Origin of the sequence: Pseudomonas sp. IT-P12 (assembly GCF_949767465.1) — a bacterium.
In the GTDB taxonomy this organism is placed as follows: Bacteria; Pseudomonadota; Gammaproteobacteria; order Pseudomonadales; family Pseudomonadaceae; genus Aquipseudomonas.
Map to the genome: position 1 here is coordinate 422,113 of NZ_CATKPY010000022.1, position 19,321 is coordinate 441,433.

At 61.7% G+C, this 19,321-nt stretch carries 18 protein-coding genes and 1 pseudogene; 15 read left to right on the top strand and 4 right to left on the bottom strand.

Annotated elements, in window-relative coordinates; all coding sequences use genetic code 11:
- Nucleotides 1-182: 182 nt before the first annotated feature.
- On the bottom strand, nucleotides 183-536 hold the full coding sequence (gene uraH, locus ACM6IM_RS16650) for a hydroxyisourate hydrolase (RefSeq protein ID WP_192304312.1): 354 nt from the start codon (nucleotides 534-536) through the stop codon (nucleotides 183-185).
- Between the two features lie 105 nt (nucleotides 537-641).
- Between uraH and ACM6IM_RS16655 the strand changes: the two genes are divergently transcribed.
- From ACM6IM_RS16655 to ACM6IM_RS16690, 8 genes are all read left to right on the top strand, one after another.
- On the top strand, nucleotides 642-899 hold the full coding sequence (locus ACM6IM_RS16655) for a hypothetical protein (RefSeq protein ID WP_414865740.1): 258 nt from the start codon (nucleotides 642-644) through the stop codon (nucleotides 897-899).
- A 50-nt stretch (nucleotides 900-949) separates the two neighbouring features.
- Nucleotides 950-1,876, top strand: coding sequence for an allantoinase PuuE (puuE, locus tag ACM6IM_RS16660; protein WP_192304316.1), 927 nt, complete (start codon nucleotides 950-952; stop codon nucleotides 1,874-1,876).
- Entirely contained in the window at nucleotides 1,873-2,388 is a 516-nt protein-coding gene (gene uraD / locus ACM6IM_RS16665; RefSeq protein ID WP_192304318.1) for a 2-oxo-4-hydroxy-4-carboxy-5-ureidoimidazoline decarboxylase, read from the top strand. The genes puuE and uraD overlap by 4 nt, the downstream gene beginning before the upstream one ends.
- Nucleotides 2,389-2,477: 89 nt before the next feature.
- Complete coding sequence (gene alc, locus ACM6IM_RS16670; protein WP_192304320.1) at nucleotides 2,478-3,473, top strand: allantoicase; 996 nt, start codon at nucleotides 2,478-2,480, stop codon at nucleotides 3,471-3,473.
- A gap of 120 nt (nucleotides 3,474-3,593) precedes the next feature.
- Complete coding sequence (locus ACM6IM_RS16675) at nucleotides 3,594-4,097, top strand: ureidoglycolate lyase (RefSeq protein WP_077044671.1); 504 nt, start codon at nucleotides 3,594-3,596, stop codon at nucleotides 4,095-4,097.
- A gap of 51 nt (nucleotides 4,098-4,148) precedes the next feature.
- On the top strand, nucleotides 4,149-5,450 hold the full coding sequence (locus ACM6IM_RS16680; RefSeq protein WP_192304322.1) for a urate hydroxylase PuuD: 1,302 nt from the start codon (nucleotides 4,149-4,151) through the stop codon (nucleotides 5,448-5,450).
- 137 nt (nucleotides 5,451-5,587) lie between these two features.
- Nucleotides 5,588-6,940 carry a nucleobase:cation symporter-2 family protein gene (locus ACM6IM_RS16685; RefSeq protein WP_414865741.1) on the top strand — a complete coding sequence of 451 codons (1,353 nt, stop codon included), beginning with the start codon at nucleotides 5,588-5,590 and terminating at the stop codon, nucleotides 6,938-6,940.
- A 309-nt stretch (nucleotides 6,941-7,249) separates the two neighbouring features.
- The gene (locus ACM6IM_RS16690; RefSeq protein ID WP_192304326.1) at nucleotides 7,250-8,035 is read left to right on the top strand and encodes an outer membrane protein OmpK; all 786 of its coding nucleotides are present in this window, start codon (nucleotides 7,250-7,252) and stop codon (nucleotides 8,033-8,035) included.
- A gap of 57 nt (nucleotides 8,036-8,092) precedes the next feature.
- Here the strand turns inward: ACM6IM_RS16690 and ACM6IM_RS16695 are convergent, their stop codons facing one another.
- On the bottom strand, nucleotides 8,093-9,265 hold the full coding sequence (locus ACM6IM_RS16695) for a patatin-like phospholipase family protein (RefSeq protein WP_414865742.1): 1,173 nt from the start codon (nucleotides 9,263-9,265) through the stop codon (nucleotides 8,093-8,095).
- Between the two features lie 101 nt (nucleotides 9,266-9,366).
- Nucleotides 9,367-10,299 carry a lipid A biosynthesis lauroyl acyltransferase gene (locus ACM6IM_RS16700; RefSeq protein WP_192304330.1) on the bottom strand — a complete coding sequence of 311 codons (933 nt, stop codon included), beginning with the start codon at nucleotides 10,297-10,299 and terminating at the stop codon, nucleotides 9,367-9,369.
- Nucleotides 10,300-10,417: 118 nt separating this feature from the next.
- On the opposite strand from ACM6IM_RS16700, the gene minC reads away from it, so the two are divergent.
- The 7 genes from minC (at nucleotide 10,418) to ACM6IM_RS16735 (ending at nucleotide 17,254) form a co-directional block, all read left to right on the top strand.
- Nucleotides 10,418-11,155 (top strand): septum site-determining protein MinC, encoded by a 738-nt coding sequence (minC, locus tag ACM6IM_RS16705; RefSeq protein ID WP_201190751.1) that lies wholly within the window; start codon nucleotides 10,418-10,420, stop codon nucleotides 11,153-11,155.
- A gap of 203 nt (nucleotides 11,156-11,358) precedes the next feature.
- The gene (gene minD, locus ACM6IM_RS16710) at nucleotides 11,359-12,171 is read left to right on the top strand and encodes a septum site-determining protein MinD (protein WP_192304334.1); all 813 of its coding nucleotides are present in this window, start codon (nucleotides 11,359-11,361) and stop codon (nucleotides 12,169-12,171) included.
- Nucleotides 12,171-12,425: a cell division topological specificity factor MinE gene (minE, locus tag ACM6IM_RS16715; protein WP_007944431.1), complete on the top strand. Its 255-nt coding sequence runs from the start codon at nucleotides 12,171-12,173 to the stop codon at nucleotides 12,423-12,425. The genes minD and minE overlap by 1 nt, the downstream gene beginning before the upstream one ends.
- A 96-nt stretch (nucleotides 12,426-12,521) precedes the next feature.
- A complete protein-coding gene (locus ACM6IM_RS16720; protein WP_262165059.1) occupies nucleotides 12,522-13,157 on the top strand; it encodes an RluA family pseudouridine synthase in 636 nt (211 codons plus the stop codon).
- A gap of 194 nt (nucleotides 13,158-13,351) precedes the next feature.
- A complete protein-coding gene (locus ACM6IM_RS16725) occupies nucleotides 13,352-14,641 on the top strand; it encodes a M18 family aminopeptidase (protein ID WP_414865743.1) in 1,290 nt (429 codons plus the stop codon).
- A 210-nt stretch (nucleotides 14,642-14,851) separates the two neighbouring features.
- Nucleotides 14,852-15,019 (top strand): hypothetical protein, encoded by a 168-nt coding sequence (locus ACM6IM_RS16730; protein ID WP_192304894.1) that lies wholly within the window; start codon nucleotides 14,852-14,854, stop codon nucleotides 15,017-15,019.
- A 78-nt stretch (nucleotides 15,020-15,097) separates the two neighbouring features.
- Complete coding sequence (locus tag ACM6IM_RS16735; protein ID WP_414865744.1) at nucleotides 15,098-17,254, top strand: mechanosensitive ion channel family protein; 2,157 nt, start codon at nucleotides 15,098-15,100, stop codon at nucleotides 17,252-17,254.
- Nucleotides 17,255-17,391: 137 nt separating this feature from the next.
- On the opposite strand, the pseudogene ACM6IM_RS16740 reads toward ACM6IM_RS16735, so the two are convergent.
- Nucleotides 17,392-19,099: pseudogene (locus tag ACM6IM_RS16740) on the bottom strand (DEAD/DEAH box helicase).
- Nucleotides 19,100-19,321: the final 222 nt, after the last annotated feature.

Genomic DNA, 19,321 nt, shown 5'->3' on the forward strand with positions numbered 1-19,321 from the left:
ACACTCGCGATGGTCATGAGCGATAACACGGCAGACCCGACAGCCTGCTGCGTACTCGAGGTCATCGCGAGCGTGCTCGGGCCTGCGAAGCAAGGTAAAAAAAAGCCCGCAGTGTGAGCGGGCCAAAAACCAAAGAAGCTCTATGCGCAGTCGCTTCAAGGTGGAGGAAGCAGCTTGGGGGATCAGCTTCCTCGATAGGTGGAATAGCTGTAGGGCGAAATCAGCAACGGCACATGGTAATGATCCTGTTGCGCGCTGATACCGAAACGCAGCACCACCACGTCCAGGAACGCTGGCTCCGGCAGTTGCACGCCACGGGCGCGGTAGTAGTCGCCCGCATGGAACTGCACCTGGTAAACCCCGGTGCGGTAGTCGTCGCCTTGCAGCAGCGGCGCATCGACACGGCCATCGCTGTTGGTGATCGCGCTGGCGACCAGCTCCAGCTGCGATCCTTCAACGCGGTACAGCTCGACCTTGATCGAGCTGCCGGGGCAACCGTGTGCAGCGTCCAAAACATGTGTGGTCAAACGTCCCATTGATTCTGCGCACCTGCCTGCCCGGAGCAGTCAGGCCTCGCGCCTCCCGAAGTCAGTTGAAAGAAGCCCGCACCGTTTCGGAGCACGAAAAGCTGCGGCGAGTGATTGATTAAGACACTTCTCAAAAAAATTGTACACAATAAAAACGACATTTTTCCAACCAGCGCCGCCATCCGGGTATTGGCGCCGAATACGCCACCGAACCTTATGAACGGCGGCCCTTTTATCCCTAAACTGACCTATCGGGCAGATTTCTTGCAGGAGCCCTGGAGACGACCACCGGATGAAAAAGGCGAAAATGTGGGCTTACAAATTGAATATAAAGTTGTATACAATCAGCCCATCGCAGTGACGCCAGCCTGACCTCTCTCACAGGCGCGCCACGCCAACCCCGAACAAGAAGGAAGACTGCAGTGAGCGCTGACTACCCTCGCGACCTGATCGGTTACGGCAGTAACCCTCCGCACCCACACTGGCCCGGCAATGCCCGCATCGCCCTGTCGTTCGTGCTCAACTACGAGGAAGGCGGCGAGCGCAACATCCTGCACGGTGACAAGGAATCCGAAGCCTTCCTCTCGGAAATGGTCGCGGCGCAACCCTTACAGGGCGCACGCAACATGAGCATGGAATCGCTTTATGAGTATGGCAGCCGCACGGGAGTCTGGCGGATTCTGAAACTGTTCAGGCAATTCGACATTCCGCTGACCGTCTTTGCCGTGGCCATGGCCGCCCAGCGCCACCCGGACGTGATCCGCGCGATGGTCGAGGCCGGCCACGAGATCTGCAGCCACGGTTATCGCTGGATCGACTACCAGTACATGGACGAGGCGCAGGAACGCGAGCACATGCTCGAGGCCATCCGCATCCTCACCGAGATCACCGGCGAGCGTCCGCTGGGCTGGTACACCGGTCGCACCGGGCCGAACACCCGCCGGCTGGTGATGGAAGAAGGCGGTTTTCTCTACGACAGCGACACCTACGACGACGACCTGCCCTACTGGGAACCGAACACCCCGACCGGCAAGCCGCACCTGGTGATCCCGTACACCCTGGACACCAACGACATGCGCTTCACCCAGGTCCAGGGTTTCAACAAGGGCGACGATTTCTTCGAATACCTCAAGGATGCCTTCGACGTGCTGTACGCCGAAGGTGCCGAAGCACCGAAGATGCTGTCGATCGGCCTGCACTGCCGCCTGATCGGCCGTCCGGCGCGCCTGGCGTCGCTCAAGCGCTTTATCGAATACGCTAAAAGTCATGAACAGGTGTGGTTCAGCCGTCGTGTCGATATCGCACGCCACTGGCAACAAACCCACCCGTACCAAGGGCCTGCCCAATGAGCACCTTTCAAACCCTGAAACCCTCGACCCTGAGCCGCGACGCCTTTGTCGCCGCTTTCGCCGACATCTACGAACATTCGCCATGGGTGGCCGAAAAGGCCTTCGACCTGGGCCAGGACAGCTCGATCGACCAGATCGAAACCTTGCACCAGCGCATGAGCGATATCCTGTTGAGCGCCGATCACGCCCGCCAGCTGGCGCTGATCAACGCTCACCCGGACCTGGCCGGCAAAGCCGCCGTCCAGGGCCAGCTGACCGCGGCAAGTACTGAAGAACAGTCTGGCGCGGGGATTCACCAATGCACGGCCGAAGAGTTCCAGCGCTTCACCGAGCTGAACGACGCCTACAAGGCCAAGTTCAAGTTTCCCTTCATCATGGCGGTAAAAGGCAGCAACCGGCATCAGATACTCGCGGCGTTCGAAACGCGCATCCACAACCCGGTCGACACCGAGTTCACGTGCGCGCTGGCGGAGATCAACAAGATTGCCCTGTTCCGATTACTGACTCTTTAGCAATCCTGGCCCGAGCGTCAATGAACGCGCAAAAGCGCCCAGGGCCTTGAGAGCATCCCAAGCCAACTTATTAAAGGCAGACTAGAAGAATGAAAGCTTACGCCGTACCTTTCGAGAAGTTCGTCAACCTGGCCGACGCCCGCCTGGGCACCCGGATCATCTCGGTCACCGATGACTGGTTCGCCGACGCCAACCGGCTGTTCCAGCCGACCCCGGCCGTGTGGAAGGAGGGCGTGTTCGATGACAACGGCAAGTGGATGGACGGCTGGGAGTCGCGCCGCAAGCGCTTCGAAGGCTACGACAGTGCGGTGATCCGCCTGGGTGTACCGGGCTCGATCAAAGGCGTGGACATCGACACTTCATTCTTCACCGGCAACTACCCGCCCTCGGCGTCCCTGGAAGCCTGCTTCCTGGCCGAGGGCGAGCCGGACGAGAACACCCAGTGGACCGAAGTGCTGTCGGCCGTCGAGCTGCAAGGCAACAGCCATCACTACCACGAGATCAACAACGAGCAGGCCTTCAGCCACTTGCGCTTCAACATCTACCCGGATGGCGGCGTCGCTCGCCTGCGCGTGTACGGGGTGCCGTTCCGCGACTGGTCGGCGGTGGGTGACAACGAACAGGTCGACCTGGCGGCGGCCCTGAACGGTGGCCGCGCCCTCGCCTGCTCCGACGAACACTTTGGCCGCATGAGCAACATCCTCAACCCGGGCCGTGGCATCAATATGGGTGACGGCTGGGAAACCGCGCGTCGTCGCACGCCGGGCAATGACTGGGTGATCGTCGCCCTGGGCCATGCCGGTGAAGTCGAGAAAGTCATCGTCGACACGCTGCACTTCAAGGGTAACTACCCGGACAGCTGCTCGATCCAGGGCGCCTTCGTCAAGGGCGGCACCGACAGCCAAATCGAAACCCAATCGCTGTTCTGGCGCGAACTGCTGCCGAGCCAGAAGCTGGAAATGCACGCCGAACATACCTTCGCCGAACAGATCAAGGCGCTGGGCCCGATCACCCATATCCGCCTGAACGTGTTCCCGGATGGTGGCGTGAGCCGCCTGCGCGTTCTCGGCAAGGTTGCCAAGTAAGAGGTGAGGCCATTCGCGAGCAAGCCCGCTCCCACAATTGAAATGCATTCCCCTGTGGGAGCGGGCTTGCTCGCGAAGGCGTCAGAACCAACAACACAGAATTCGGAAAAGAAGAACAGCATGCGCACACTGACGATTGAACCGCTGACCAAAGAAGCCTTCGCCCCTTTCGGTGACGTGATCGAAACCGACGGCAGCGATCACTTCATGATCAACAACGGTTCGACCATGCGCTTCCACAAACTGGCGACGGTGCAAACCGCCACGCCGGAGGACAACGCGATCATCAGCATCTTCCGCGCCGACGCGCAGGACATGCCGCTGACCGTCAGCATGCTGGAGCGTCATCCGCTGGGCAGCCAGGCGTTCATTCCGCTGCTCGGCAACCCCTTTCTGATCGTGGTCGCGCCACTTGGCGATGTACCTGTATCAGGCTTGGTCCGCGCCTTCGTCACCAACGGCAGGCAGGGCATCAATTACCATCGCGGCGTCTGGCACCACCCGGTGCTGACGATCGAAAAGCGGGATGACTTCCTGGTGGTTGATCGCAGTGGCACAGGCAATAACTGCGATGAGCATTTCTTCAAAGAGGATGAGCGTTTGATCCTCGCCCCCCACCAATAAGAGAAGGTCTGATCACCCGACAACAAGGGTGACAGGCGAGAGGTAAAGACTGTGGAAGCACATCTGTTGGAATGGCTGAACCTGAGCATTCGCTGGGTTCATATGATTACCGGTGTGGCCTGGATCGGCGCGTCGTTCTATTTCGTCTGGCTGGAAAACAACCTCAACCGGGTCAACCCCAAGAGCGGGCTGGCCGGCGATTTGTGGGCGATCCACGGCGGCGGCATCTACCACCTGGAAAAATACAAACTGGCCCCGCCCACCATGCCGGACAACCTGCACTGGTTCAAATGGGAAGCCTACTTCACCTGGATGTCGGGGATCGCGCTGCTGTGCGTGGTGTTCTACTCCAACCCGACGCTCTACCTGCTGGCACCGGGCAGCACCCTGAGCGGCCCCGAAGGCGTGGCCATCGGTATCGGCTCGCTGTTCGTCGGCTGGTTCATCTACTCCTTCCTCTGCGATTCGGCCCTGGGCAAACGTCCCGCCCTGCTCGGCTTCATCCTGTTCGTGCTGATCATCGGCGCCGCCTACGGCTTCAGCAAAGTGTTCAGCGGGCGCGGCGCCTACCTGCACGTCGGCGCGATCATCGGCACCATCATGGTCGGCAACGTGTTCCGCATCATCATGCCGGCGCAACGCGCACTGGTGGCGGCCATTGCCGAGAACCGCACGCCGGACCCGGCGCTGCCGGCCAAGGGCCTGCTGCGCTCGCGTCACAACAATTACTTCACCCTGCCCGTGCTGTTCATCATGATCAGCAACCACTTTCCGAGCACCTACGGCAGCCAGTACAACTGGCTGATCCTGGCCGGGATCGCGGTACTGGCGGTGTTGGTGCGTCACTACTTCAACACCCGTCACGACAGTCACAAATTCGCCTGGACCCTGCCCGTGGCAGCGGTGGGCATGATCTGCCTGGCCTACGTTTCCGGTCCGAAGCCGATGTCCAGCGCGCCGGAAGTGGCCAAGGCGCCGGCGGCCATCGAGTACCAGCCGCTGCCGGAAACGGCGTTGGGCGGCGGCTTGAAGCCGGCCGAAGCCAAGCCCGCAGAAGCGCCCGCCGCCCCGGCGCAAGCGTCCAACGCGGGTCCCGGTTTCGACAAGGTGCACAGTGTGATCCAGGAACGTTGCACCGTCTGTCACTCTGCCAAGCCGACCAGCCCGCTGTTCAGTGCGGCCCCGGCCGGCGTGATGTTCGACACCCCCGAACAGATCCGCCAGAACGCGGCACGGATCCAGGCCCAGGCCGTCGCCAGCCAGATCATGCCGCTGGGCAACATCACCCAGATGACCCAGCAGGAGCGTGAGCTCATTGGTGCCTGGATCGTTCAGGGTGCACAGACCAACTAGATAGAAACCATCGCGAGCAGGCTCGCTCCTACACAGACGACGCATCACCTGTGGGAGCGAGCCTGGCTCGCGATTGGCCGCGCGCGGCCGCCCTTGCTGCACACAATCACAAGAATAAAAAAGATCCGAGGTGTTGCATGTCCGAGCTCTCCAAAGCACGCATCCCCGACGCACCCGCCATTCAGCGTTTGCCCCTTTTGCAACTCATCCTCGTGGGTCTGCAACATGTCTTGCTGATGTACGGCGGCGCCATTGCGGTGCCGCTGATCATCGGACAGGCCGCTGGCCTGAGCCGTGAGGAAATCGCCTTCCTGATCAATGCCGACCTGCTGGTGGCCGGCATCGCCACGGTCGTGCAATCCCTCGGTATCGGCCCCATGGGCATTCGCATGCCGGTGATGATGGGCGCCAGTTTTGCCGCGGTCGGCAGCATGGTCGCCATGGCGGGCATGCCCGGTATCGGCCTGCAAGGGATCTTCGGCGCCACCATCGCCGCCGGTTTCTTCGGCCTCCTCATCGCGCCGTTCATGTCGAAAGTCGTACGTTTCTTCCCGCCGCTGGTGACCGGCACGGTGATCACTTCGATCGGCTTGTCGCTGTTCCCTGTCGCGGTCAACTGGGCCGGTGGCGGTGCAGGCGCGGTGCAATTCGGTTCCCCGATCTACCTCGCCATCGCCGGGCTGGTGCTGGCGACCATCCTGCTGGTTCATCGCTTCATGCGCGGTTTCTGGGTCAATATTTCCGTGCTGATCGGCATGTGCCTGGGCTACGTCGTTTGTGGGCTTATCGGCCTGGTCGACCTCGGCGGCATGGACCAGGCACCCTGGTTGCAGGTCGTCACTCCACTGCATTTCGGCCTGCCCACGTTCGAACTCGCGCCCATTCTCTCGATGTGCCTGGTGGTGGTGATCATCTTCGTCGAGTCCACCGGGATGTTCCTGGCGCTGGGCAAGATCACCGGCCAGGAAGTCTGCCCACGCATGTTGCGGCGCGGTTTGCTGTGCGATGCCGGCGCCTCGTTCTTCGCCGGTTTCTTCAACACCTTCACCCACTCCTCGTTCGCCCAGAACATCGGCCTGGTGCAGATGACCGGCGTGCGTTGCCGGTCGGTGACCATCGTCGCCGGTGGCCTGCTGATCATCCTCAGCCTGCTGCCCAAGGCCGCCTTCCTGGTGGCCTCGATTCCGCCGGCAGTGCTGGGCGGCGCGGCGATCGCGATGTTCGGCATGGTCGCCGCCACTGGGATCAGGATTCTCCAGGAGGCCGATATCGCCGACCGCCGCAATCAGTTGCTGGTCGCCGTCAGCATCGGCATGGGCCTGATCCCGGTGGTGCGTCCGGAGTTTTTCGCCCATCTGCCGCTGTGGATGAACCCGATCACCCACAGCGGCATCGCGATGGCCACGATCAGCGCCCTGGTGCTGAACCTGCTGTTCAACATCCTTGGCGGTCGCGAACGGGCCAGTGTCAACGACTGCCACGCCCACTGACTGAACGGTCCTGGCGACCTCACCTGTGGCAGCGGTTCGCCCCTGCCGGAGGAGGATGCCTGCGCCCTGCAAAAACACAACGACAGGAAGCAACCGATGATCCAGGCACGAAAAACCCCGTTGTCAGTCTGCGACCGCAAGGCACTTGAGGCCTGGTCGAGGAGCCAGTATTCTCCGCGCCCTCCCGAATACCAGCCGCACAGAAGCTGACCGGATCGATGAGTTTTTACCTCGACGAAAAAAAGGCGCCGCACCAGAGCGCCAACGTGAACAACAACGTGAAACACCTACTTTTTTGGGAGCAACCGAATGAAACGTACGTGCACTAGCCTGATGCTGGCGGGATCCATGCTGGCCGGGGGCCAGGCGGTGGCTGGCGACTTGTTTCAATGGCAGAACAACAGCCTGACCTACCTGTATGGCAAGGACTTCCAGGTCAACCCGCGCATCCAGCAGACCGTGACGTTCGAACACGCCGACGCCTGGAAATACGGCGACAACTTCTTCTTCATCGACAAGATCTTCTACAACGGCAAGGAGGATGATTTCGCGGGCAAGAACACCCACTACGGCGAGTTCAGCCCGCGCCTGTCGTTCGGCAAGATCTTCGATCAGAAGCTGGCGTTCGGCCCGGTCAAGGATGTGCTGCTGGCCATGACCTACGAGTTCGGCGAAAACGACACCGAGGCCTACCTGATCGGTCCGGGCTTCGACCTGGACATCCCGGGCTTCGATTACTTCCAGCTCAACTTCTACAACCGCAACACCGAAGGCAGCCGCCCGGGTGACGATATCTGGCAGATCACCCCGGCCTGGGCCTACACCATCCCGGTCGGCGACTCGAACATCCTGATCGACGGCTTCATCGACTGGGTGGTCGACAACGACGTCAACCGCCGAGGCGAATACCACGCCAACCTGCACATCGTGCCGCAGATCAAATACGACCTGGGCAAGGCGCTGAACCTGGGCGAGAAGCAGTTGTACGTGGGTGTCGAGTACGACTACTGGAAGAACAAGTACGGGATCGAAGACAGCTCGGGCTTCAAGACCGATCAGAGCACCACCAGCTTCCTGGTCAAGGTTCACTTCTGATTTGAACGGCTTCGCGGGCAAGCCCCTCGCTTGCCCGCGAAGGCCACTCCACCGCTATCAGGCCGTGACCACCGGCTCAGGCAACCCCAGAAACCGACTCAACTCCTCGCGTTTGGCCAGCGCATCGCGTCGCCCCAGGTCAATCAACTCGCTGCAATACCCCGCCTCGAACAGCAGGTAACTCAACACCCCCGCCCCACTCGTTTTGGTCGCCCCCGGGCCGCGCAGGAACAGGCGCAGCGCCGCCGGCATTTCCTGGCGATGCCGCGCGGCAATCTCGTCGATCGGCTGGCTTGGCGAAATCACCAGCACCTCCACCGGCGCCACGCCCAGCGTACGCACCGGCGTGCCATCGGGCATGAGGTGGCTGAACTGATTCAAACGCTGCAACAGCTCGATATCGCTTTCGAGGCTGTCAATGAAGGTGCTGTTGAGCATGTGCCCGCCGATTTGCGCCAGGGTCGGCTGCTGCCCGGTGTAGGCGCGTTGCAGCGGCTGTTCGGGGTCGACGCCACGCGGGTTGCCGCTCACCCCCACCACCAGCACGCGGCTGGCCCCCAGGTGCAGGGCCGGGCTGATCGGTGCCGACTGACGCACCGCCCCGTCGCCGAAATACTCTTCGCCGATTTTCACCGGCGCAAACAACAAGGGGATTGCCGAACTGGCCAGCAGGTGCTCTACCGACAGTTGCGCAGGCACGCCAATCCGCCGATGGCGCAACCAGGCCTCGATGGTGCCGCCGCCCTGGTAAAAGGTCACGGCCTGGCCGGACTCGTAGCCGAACGCTGTGACCGCCACGGCCTTCAACTGCTGTTGTGCGATGGCGTCGGCGATGCCGCCCATGTGCAGCTTGTCGTTGAGCAGATCCCGCAGCGGTGAGCTGTCGAGCAATGCCACCGGGACCTGGCTGCCCAGGCCGAGCAGGCTGTGGCCGACGAAGCGACTGGCCTGGCGGATCACCCCGGGCCAATCGCTGCGCAGCACCAGATGGCTGCGAAAGCCCTGCCAGAAAGCGGTCAGGCGCTCGATGGCGCTGCGAAAATCAGTCGCGCCGCTGGCCAGGCTGACCGCATTGATCGCCCCGGCCGACGTGCCGACGATCACCGGAAACGGATTGTCCGCGCCCAACGGCAGGAGCTCGGCTATCGCTGCCAACACCCCGACCTGATAGGCCGCCCGAGACCCACCGCCGGAAAGAATCAATCCTGTAACCGGTTCAGCAGGATTCATCGCAACGCTCCATGGTGCCGGGTCGGATATCATCGCTCCCACCCTGTCTGATACTGCACCTGTGGGAGCGGGCCTGCTCGCCCCTGCAGGCTATCGGTGATTCAACCGCGTTTGGCATACAACCGGGGCTCGCCCGGCGGGCGGCTCTTGAAGCGACGATGGGCCCAGAGGTATTGCTCCGGGCACTCGCGCAACACACCCTCGATCCACTGGTTGATTCGCAGGCAGTCTTCTTCCTCGGTTTCACCGGGAAACCCTTCGAGCGGCGCATGGATCACCAGCCGATAGCCGCTGCCGTCTGCCAGGCGCTCCTGGGTGAACGGCACCACCAGCGCCTTGCCCAGCCGCGCGAACTTGCTGGTGGCGGTAACGGTTGCCGCCTGAATGCCGAACAGCGGCACGAAGATGCTTTGCTTGGCGCCGTAATCCTGATCCGGTGCGTACCAGATCGCCCGACCGGCACGCAGCAGCTTGAGCATGCCGCGCACGTCCTCGCGCTCCACGGCCAGCGAGTCGAGGTTGTGGCGTTCGCGACCGTTGCGCTGGATGTAGTCGAACAGCGGGTTCTTGTGCTCGCGGTACATGCCGTCGATGGTGTGCTGTTGCCCCAACAGCGCCGCGCCGATTTCCAGCGTGGTGAAATGCACGGCCATGAGGATCACGCCCTTGCCTTCGCGCTGGGCTTTCTGCAGGTGCTCCAGGCCTTCGACATGGGCCAGTTTCGCCAGGCGTTCACGCGACCACCACCAGCTCATGGCCATTTCAAAGAACGCGATGCCCGTGGACGCGAAGTTTTCCTTGAGCAGGCGCTTGCGCTCGGCGGCGGACTTTTCCGGGAAACACAGCTCGAGATTGCGCCGGGCGATGCTGCGCCGGTCACCCGCCAGACGGTACATCAGGGCCCCGAGGGCGCGACCGATGAACAGCAACGCCGGGTACGGCAATTGAACGATCAGCCACAACAGCCCCAGCCCACACCACAACGGCCAGAAACGCGGCATCAGAAATGTTTTATTGAAACTCGGGCGATCCATTAAATGTTCCGCAAAGACAGTGGCCGCGCATTCTACATCGTTCGACCCGGCTTGCGGCTGGCGAGCGTTCTCGTTATAAGTCTGGGCACTTTTAGTGACAAGCCGTTGTATGCCGACCATGAGCCAAACCGAATCGCAAGACCAGGATCCCGTGTTCCAGTTGAAGGGCAGCATGCTCGCCATCACCGTGCTGGAGCTGGCCCGCAACGACCTCGACAGCCTCGATCGGCAACTGGCCGCCAAAGTCGCCCAGGCGCCTGGTTTCTTCAGCAACGCGCCGCTGGTCCTGGCGCTGGACAAGCTCCCGGCCAGCGAAGGGACCGTCGACCTGCCAGGCCTGATGCGCATCTGCCGCCAGCACGGCCTGCGCACCCTGGCCATCCGTGCCAGCCGCATCGAGGACATTGCCGCGGCGATCGCGGTCGACTTGCCGGTGCTGCCACCCTCCGGTGCCCGTGAGCGTGCGCTGGAGCCGCTGGAAGCCGCCGTCGCGAAGAAACCGGAAAAACCGCCGGAACCGACGATCAAGCCGACCCGGATCATCACTTCGCCCGTACGCGGCGGCCAACAGGTGTACGCCCAGGGCAGCGACCTGGTGGTGATCTCCTCGGTCAGCCCGGGGGCGGAACTTCTCGCCGATGGCAACATCCATGTATACGGCGCGATGCGTGGACGCGTACTGGCCGGCGTCAAGGGCGATACGAAAGCCAGGATTTTCTGTCAGCAGATGACCGCTGAACTGGTGTCTATCGCCGGCCACTACAAGGTGTCGGAAGACTTGCGCCGCGACCCGTTATGGGGTGCCGGCGTTCAGGTCAGCCTGTCGGGCGACGTGTTGAACATCATTCGGCTTTAACGGATACTGCCGCATTTTCCAAGCATCTCTAAAACGTAGCGAAAACGGCTCAAACGAAGTAGGAAAATGGTCAAAAGCGGTGTTTACCAGAGGTAGGCGCGGTTCAGGACCGGATTCCAGCCAAGGCTGTCCGACTGTAGTCGTTTTTTTCAAGAGATGTTTTTCAGGGACCAGAAGTCCTTTTTCCTTAGGGGTGAAACACCTTGGCCAAGATTCTAGTGGTTACATCCGGCAAGGGTGGTGTGGGTAAGACCACCACCAGTGCTGCTATCGGTACCGGCCTCGCTCTGCGCGGGCACAAGACAGTGATCGTCGACTTCGACGTGGGTTTGCGTAACCTCGACCTGATCATGGGTTGCGAGCGTCGCGTGGTGTATGACTTCGTCAACGTGGTCAACGGCGAAGCCAACCTGCAACAAGCCCTGATCAAAGACAAGCGCCTGGAAAACCTCTACGTACTGGCCGCCAGTCAGACCCGCGACAAAGACGCGCTGACCCTCGAAGGCGTGGAAAAAGTCCTGATGGAGCTCAAGGAACAATTTGACTTCGTGGTCTGCGACTCCCCGGCCGGCATCGAGAAAGGTGCGCACCTGGCCATGTACTTCGCCGATGAAGCGATTGTCGTGACCAACCCGGAAGTCTCCTCCGTACGTGACTCGGACCGCATGCTCGGCCTGCTGGCCAGCAAATCGCGTCGCGCTGAAAAAGGCGAAGACCCGATCAAGGAGCACCTGCTGCTGACCCGCTACAACCCGCAACGCGTCCATGACGGCGAGATGCTGGGTGTCGAAGACGTCAAGGAAATCCTTGCCGTGACCCTGCTGGGCGTGATTCCCGAGTCCCAGGCGGTGCTCAAGGCATCCAACTCCGGCGTTCCGGTGATCCTCGACGACCAGAGCGACGCCGGCCAGGCGTACAGCGATGCGGTCGAACGCCTGCTGGGCAAAACCGTGGAGCATCGGTTTCTCGATGTGACGAAGAAAGGATTCTTTGAGCGTCTGTTTGGAGGCCGGTAATGAATATTTTTGACTTCTTTCGTGCTAACAAGAAGCCCAGTACCGCCTCGGTAGCGAAAGAGCGTCTACAGATCATCGTGGCGCACGAACGCGGCCAACGCAGTACCCCGGACTACCTGCCCGCCTTGCAGAAGGAATTGGTCGAGGTGATCCGCAAGTACGTCAATATCGGGTCCGATGACGTGCACGTCGCCCTGGAAAACCAGGGTAGCTGCTCGATTCTGGAACTCAATATCACCCTGCCAGATCGCTGAGTCGATCCGGCTGGAGCCACGGCGGCTCAGGTTTTTCGCCCCTGCACGGGGTGAAAGGCCTGAGCCGCCGTTGGCGTTTGTTACGAGACTGTTTCAATGCCGCTGTCCAACATCCGCATCATCCATCAGGACGCCGCCGTATTGGTGGTGGACAAACCGACCCTGTTGCTTTCCGTACCCGGCCGGGCTGATGACAACAAGGACTGCCTGATCACCCGCCTGCAGGAAAACGGCTACCCCGAAGCCCGTATCGTCCATCGCCTGGATTGGGAAACCTCCGGCATCATTCTGCTCGCCCGTGACCCGGACACCCATCGCGAACTGTCACGCCAGTTTCACGATCGCGAAACCGAGAAAGCCTACACTGCGCTCTGCTGGGGCCAGCCGGCACTGGACAGCGGCAGCATCGACTTGCCCTTGCGCTACGACCCACCGACCAAGCCGCGCCACGTGGTGGACCACGAGTTCGGCAAAAACGCCCTGACGTTCTGGCGCGTACTCGAACGCTGCGGTGACTGGTGCCGGGTGGAGCTGACGCCCATCACCGGCCGCTCCCATCAATTGCGCGTGCACATGCTCTCCATCGGCCACCCGCTGCTGGGCGACGGTCTGTACGCTCATGAGCAGGCGCTGGCAGCCTGGCCACGGCTGTGCCTGCATGCGAGCATGCTCAGCTTCACCCATCCACAGACCGGCGAGCGCCTGCGTTTCGAGTGTCCGGCACCGTTTTAGGCACAACCTCGATGGGCCATTGTTCGCTTGAGTGGATGGCAGCGGCGACGAACACAGCCTCGAACGAACACTCGTACATTGCGGCTTGCCTGAAAAATCGGATCTCAACCGGAGCCTGAGGCTTTGGGCGAACGTCGCGCCCAAAGCCTCAGGCCAATACGTTAAACTGGCGCCATTGCTGTCTGGAGCTATTTATGCGCGAAGAGTTGAACCAAGGCCTGATCGATTTCCTCAAGGCCTCCCCCACCCCGTTCCATGCCACTGCCAGCCTTGTTCAACGTTTGGAAACGGCGGGCTATCAACGCCTCGATGAACGCGAGCCCTGGAACACCGAAGCCAACGGCCGCTACTACGTCACCCGCAATGACTCTTCGATCGTCGCCATCAAAATGGGCCGTCATTCGGCGCTGCACGGCGGCATTCGCATGGTCGGTGCCCATACCGACAGCCCCTGCCTGCGGGTCAAGCCCCAACCGGAACTGCAACGCCAGGGGTTCTGGCAACTGGGCGTCGAAGTCTACGGCGGCGCGCTGCTCGCGCCCTGGTTCGACCGCGACCTGTCCCTGGCCGGCCGCGTGACCTTCCGCCGCGATGGCAAGGTCGAAAGCCAACTGATCGACTTCAAGGCGCCGATCGCGATCATTCCGAACCTGGCCATTCACCTCAACCGTGAAGCCAACATGGGCTGGGCCATCAACGCCCAGACCGAGCTGCCGCCGGTCCTTGCGCAATTTGCCGGTGACGAGCGCGTGGACTTCCGTGCCGTCCTCACCAACCAGCTGGCACTGGAACACGGCCTGAACGCCGACGTGGTACTCGACTACGAGCTGAGCTTCTACGACACCCAAAGCGCTGCGGTCATCGGCCTGCATGGCGACTTCATCGCCGGCGCGCGCCTGGACAACCTGCTGTCGTGCTACGCCGGCCTGCAGGCCCTGCTGACGGCCGACACCGATGAAACCTGTGTGCTGGTGTGCAACGACCACGAGGAGGTCGGGTCGTGCTCCGCCTGCGGCGCTGACGGCCCGATGCTCGAGCAGACCCTGCGTCGGCTGCTGCCCGACGGTGACGAGTTCGTGCGCACCATTCAGAAGTCGCTGCTGGTTTCGGCCGACAACGCCCACGGCGTCCACCCCAACTACGCCGACAAGCATGACGCCAACCACGGCCCGAAACTCAACGCCGGCCCGGTGATCAAGGTCAACAGCAACCAGCGCTACGCCACCAACAGCGAAACCGCCGGTTTCTTCCGCCACCTGTGCATGGCCGAAGAAGTGCCGGTGCAAAGCTTCGTGGTCCGCAGCGACATGGGCTGCGGCTCGACCATCGGCCCGATCACCGCCAGCCACCTGGGTGTGCGCACCGTGGACATCGGCCTGCCGACGTTCGCCATGCACTCGATCCGCGAACTGTGCGGCAGCCACGACCTGGCGCACCTGGTCAAGGTACTGAGCGCGTTCTACGCCAGCCGGGAATTGCCGTAAGCCTGAACAGCATGCCCACTCCCACAGTGAACACCCCAAAAGCCTGTGGGAGCGGGCTCGCCCGCCAAGGCGGCACGCCAAGGCGGTGGCCCTGACAACGCAAATTTCATCCGCTCAGCGATTCATTTCTGATACACATCACTTCCTGCCACGCAAAAGCCACCTAAACTTCAGATACCCCTTTCGACAAGGCCGTCGCACATGATCTCGATGTCTTCATTCCACGCCATGCTGATCCCGATTCTCGCCGGGATGATCCTGCTGGCGATTGGCTTCAACTTCCGCGACAAGAATGCCGGCGTACTGGCGATGTGGATCGGCATGCTGACCATCCTCGCCACCGTGGTCTTCAAGATCCTCGCCAAACTCAACGAATAAATCCTCGCCCCCGACTCGCATTGACTTTGGCGGGCTCGTACACTCGGTCAATCTGCTTCTTTCAAGGTTGACCGCCTAGTGTTCGCTCGTTTATCTGCCCTGCCCTGCCTATTCTTCATCTGCCTGCTGGCGGTGCTGCCGATCCAGCCTGCCCAGGCCGTCGGCCTGCCGAGCCTGCTCGGCAGCTCGTCCACCCCCCAGCCCGAGGCGCAGGAACCGCTTGGCCAATCCCTGGACGAAGTCATCAAATCGCTGGAAAACGATCAGCAGCGCAGCAAGCTGCTGGCCGACCTGAAGAAACTGCGCGACGCCACCAAAAAAGCCCAGCCGGCCGCCGAAGAAGGCGTACTCGGCCTGATCGGCGGCACGCTGAATCGTTTCGAACAACAGTTCTCCGGTGCCGACAGTCCGGTCACTCGCTGGACCCGGGAGTTCTCCCTGGCCCAGGACGAACTGGAGGCCCTGATCCTGCCGGCCAATGAATGGCTGCCGATCATCTTCGGCTTCGCTGTCGTCCTGGCGCTCTGGAGCCTGCTGGCCGCAGCGCTGATCTGGCTCAGCCATCGGGTGCGGATGCGCTTCGGCCTGACCGAGGAACTGCCGCAACATCCCAGGGCCCTCGACATGCTGCGCTTTGCCTTGCGCAAACTCGGACCCTGGCTGATTGCCCTGGTGATCACCGTGTACATGAGTTACGCCCTGCCCTCTTCACTGGGTAAAAGCCTGGCCATGGTGCTGGCCTACGCACTGGTGGTCGGCACCTGCTTCTCGGCGATCTGCGTCATTGCCTTCTCCCTGCTGGACGGCCCCCATCGCCACCGCGCCCTGTACATCCTGCGGCACCAGGCTTTTCGACCGCTGTGGCTGATCGGCAGCTTCGCCGCGTTCGGCGAAGCCCTGAACGATCCGCGACTGGTCAGCAGTCTCGGCAGCCATCTGGCGCACACCGCCGCCACGTTCGCCAACGTAATGGCCGCGCTGTCCACCGGATTGTTCATCCTGCGTTTTCGCCGCCCCATCGCCCACCTGATCCGCAACCAGCCTCTGTCCCGGCGCCTGACCCGGCGCGCACTCAGTGACACCATCGATATCCTCGGGACTTTCTGGTACGTACCGGCCCTGGTGCTGGTGGCGATCTCGCTGTTCGCCACGTTCCTCTCGGCCGGCGATACCAGCACGGCGCTGCGCCAGTCACTGATCTGCACCGTGCTGCTGGTGTTGTGCATGGTCATCAACGGGCTGGTGCGCCGCCACGCACAGAAACCGCAACGCGGACTCAAGCGCCATGCGCTGTATTCCGAACGCCTGAAAAGCTTCTTCTACACCCTTGCCCATCTGCTGGTGTGGCTGGCGTTCATCGAACTCGGCCTGCGAGTCTGGGGCCTGTCGCTGATTGCGTTTACCGAAGGCGACGGCCATGAAGTCAGCGTCAAACTGTTCGGCCTCGGTGGCACGCTGCTGTTTGCCTGGCTGATCTGGATTCTCAGCGACACGGCGGTGCACCACGCGCTCACCCGTTCGCGCAAAGGCCTGGCCAATGCGCGCGCGCAGACGATGATGCCGCTGATCCGCAACGTGCTGTTCGTGGCGATTTTCATCGTGGCGCTGATTGTCGCCCTGGCGAACATGGGCATGAACGTCACGCCGCTGCTGGCAGGCGCCGGCGTGATCGGCCTGGCCATCGGCTTCGGTGCGCAGTCGCTGGTCGCCGACCTGATCACCGGACTGTTCATCATCATCGAAGACTCCCTGGCCATCGACGACTACGTGGATGTCGGTGGTCATCTCGGCACCGTCGAAGGCCTGACCATCCGCACCGTACGCCTGCGGGACATCGACGGCATCGTCCACACGATTCCGTTCAGCGAAATCAAGAGCATCAAGAACTACTCGCGGGAGTTCGGCTACGCGATCTTCCGCGTGGCGATCCCCGCCAACATGGACATCGACAACGCAATCAAACTGATGCGCGACGTCGGCCAGAAGATGCGCACCGATCCGCTGCAGCGGCGCAACATCTGGTCGCCCCTGGAGATTCAGGGGGTCGAGAGTTTCGAGTCCGGCAACGCGATCCTGCGGGCCCGCTTCAAGACCGCGCCCATCAAGCAGTGGGAGGTTTCCCGGGCCTTCAACCTGTCGCTGAAGCGGCATCTGGACGAAGCCGGGCTCGACCTGGCGATGCCGCGCATGACCGTGCAGGTGGTCACCGCCGGAGGCGGCCAGGCCACGGAGTAAACCTGACATACTGCGGCGCAGTCGGACTCATCGCGAGCAGGCTGCTCCCACAGGATTGGCAGCCACCCCAAAACCCAGGCAAAAAAAATCCCCGAACCAGTCGGGGATTTTTTTCGATCAATCAGCCAACAGGCCGATCAATCTTCGCGATAGCGACGCAGCTTCAACTGCTTGCCAGCCACACGAGTGTCCTTCAGTTTGGTCAGCAACTTCTCCAGACCATCTTCCGGCAGCTCGACGAGGCTGAAGCTGTCACGCACCTGGATGCGACCGATGGCTTCACGGGCCAGACCACCTTCGTTGAGGATGGCGCCCAGCAGGTTCTTGGCAGCGATGCCATCACGCGCACCCAGCGCGGTACGGCAGCGAGCACGGCCTTCACCCAGCGGCATCGGAGCACGACGCTCGCGGTCACTACGCTCCGGACGATCACCGGAACGCTCCGGACGATCGCCACGCGGGGCGCTGTTCGGCACCAGCGGACGTTCTTTCTCGATAGCGGCCAGGTTCAGCGCTTGACCGTTGGTAGCCTTGCGCAGCAGGGCTGCGGCCAGGGCACGTGGGCTGCAACCGATGTCGGCGGTCAGGCGATCGAGCAGATCACCGTGGGTCGATTCGGCTTCAGCCACCAGCGGCGACAGGCTGTTGGTCAGTTTCTTGATGCGCGCATCCAGAACGGCTTGAGCGTCCGGCAGGCGAACTTCCGCAACCTTCTGACCGGTTACACGCTCGATCACCTGCAGCATGCGACGCTCACGCGGAGTGACCAGCAGCAGCGCACGGCCTTCGCGACCGGCACGGCCGGTACGGCCGATACGGTGAACGTAGGATTCCGGGTCGTACGGCATGTCAACGTTGAACACGTGAGTGATGCGCGGAACGTCCAGGCCACGAGCCGCAACGTCGGTCGCCACAACGATGTCCAGACGGCCATCCTTGAGGGAGTCGATCACACGCTCGCGCTGGTTCTGGGCAATGTCACCGTTCAGCGCAGCGGCTTTGTAGCCTTTGGCTTCCAGGGCGCTGGCCAGGTCCAGGGTCGCTTGCTTGGTCCGCACGAACATGATCAGCGCGTCGAAATCTTCCACTTCCAGCAAGCTGAGAACGGCAGACGTCTTCTGGTCAGCGTGAACCAACAGGTGAGCCTGTTCGATCGCGGTAACGGTCTGGGTCTTGCTCTGGATCTTCACGTGCTTTGGATCGCGCAGGTGACGCTCGGCGATGGCACGGATCGACTGCGGCAGGGTGGCCGAGAACAATACGGTCTGACGGGTTTCCGGCATGGCCTTGAAGATGACTTCCAGGTCGTCCATGAAGCCCAGTTTGAGCATTTCGTCTGCTTCGTCGAGAACCAGGTGGTTCACGGTCTGCAGCACTTTTTCGTCGCGACGCAGGTGGTCGCACAGACGGCCCGGTGTGGCGACAACGATCTGTGCGCCATTACGGATTGCTTTCAATTGTGGGCCCATCGGCGCGCCGCCGTAGACAGCCACAACAGTGACGCCCGGCATTTGCTTGGCGTAGGTTTCGAAAGCGGTTGCAACTTGTAGCGCCAACTCACGGGTTGGGGCCAGGATCAGAGCTTGCGGCTCGCGCTTGGACGGATCGATGCGGTGCAGGATAGGCAGGGCAAAGGCGGCGGTTTTACCGGTACCGGTTTGCGCCTGGCCAATCATATCGTGACCGGCGAGGATGATCGGGATCGACTGCTGCTGAATGGCCGAAGGCTCTTCATAGCCGGTAGCGACTACTGCAGCGACAATATTGGGATGAAGTTCAAGAGCGGCGAAGCCGCCGATTTCCTGGGTCATGGGTCTGCCTCTAAGTGCATCCGCAAAGACCCATGCTCCAAAGCTGCGCATGCCGTGTTGAGACTCAAGAGTCGCCCTGGCAGCTTTGTCGGCGGGGATTTGCGAAAACGAATGAATGAAAAGATTCGTCAAGGAAGAGTCCGGTGTGCGGACGTGCAGCTGAAGGTGACTTCGAATTGCGCTACCTAAACGCGGCCCGGTTAAAGGCCGGCGCGCACTATACCGGAATTCGCTCGGAATGGGAGCTTTATTTGTC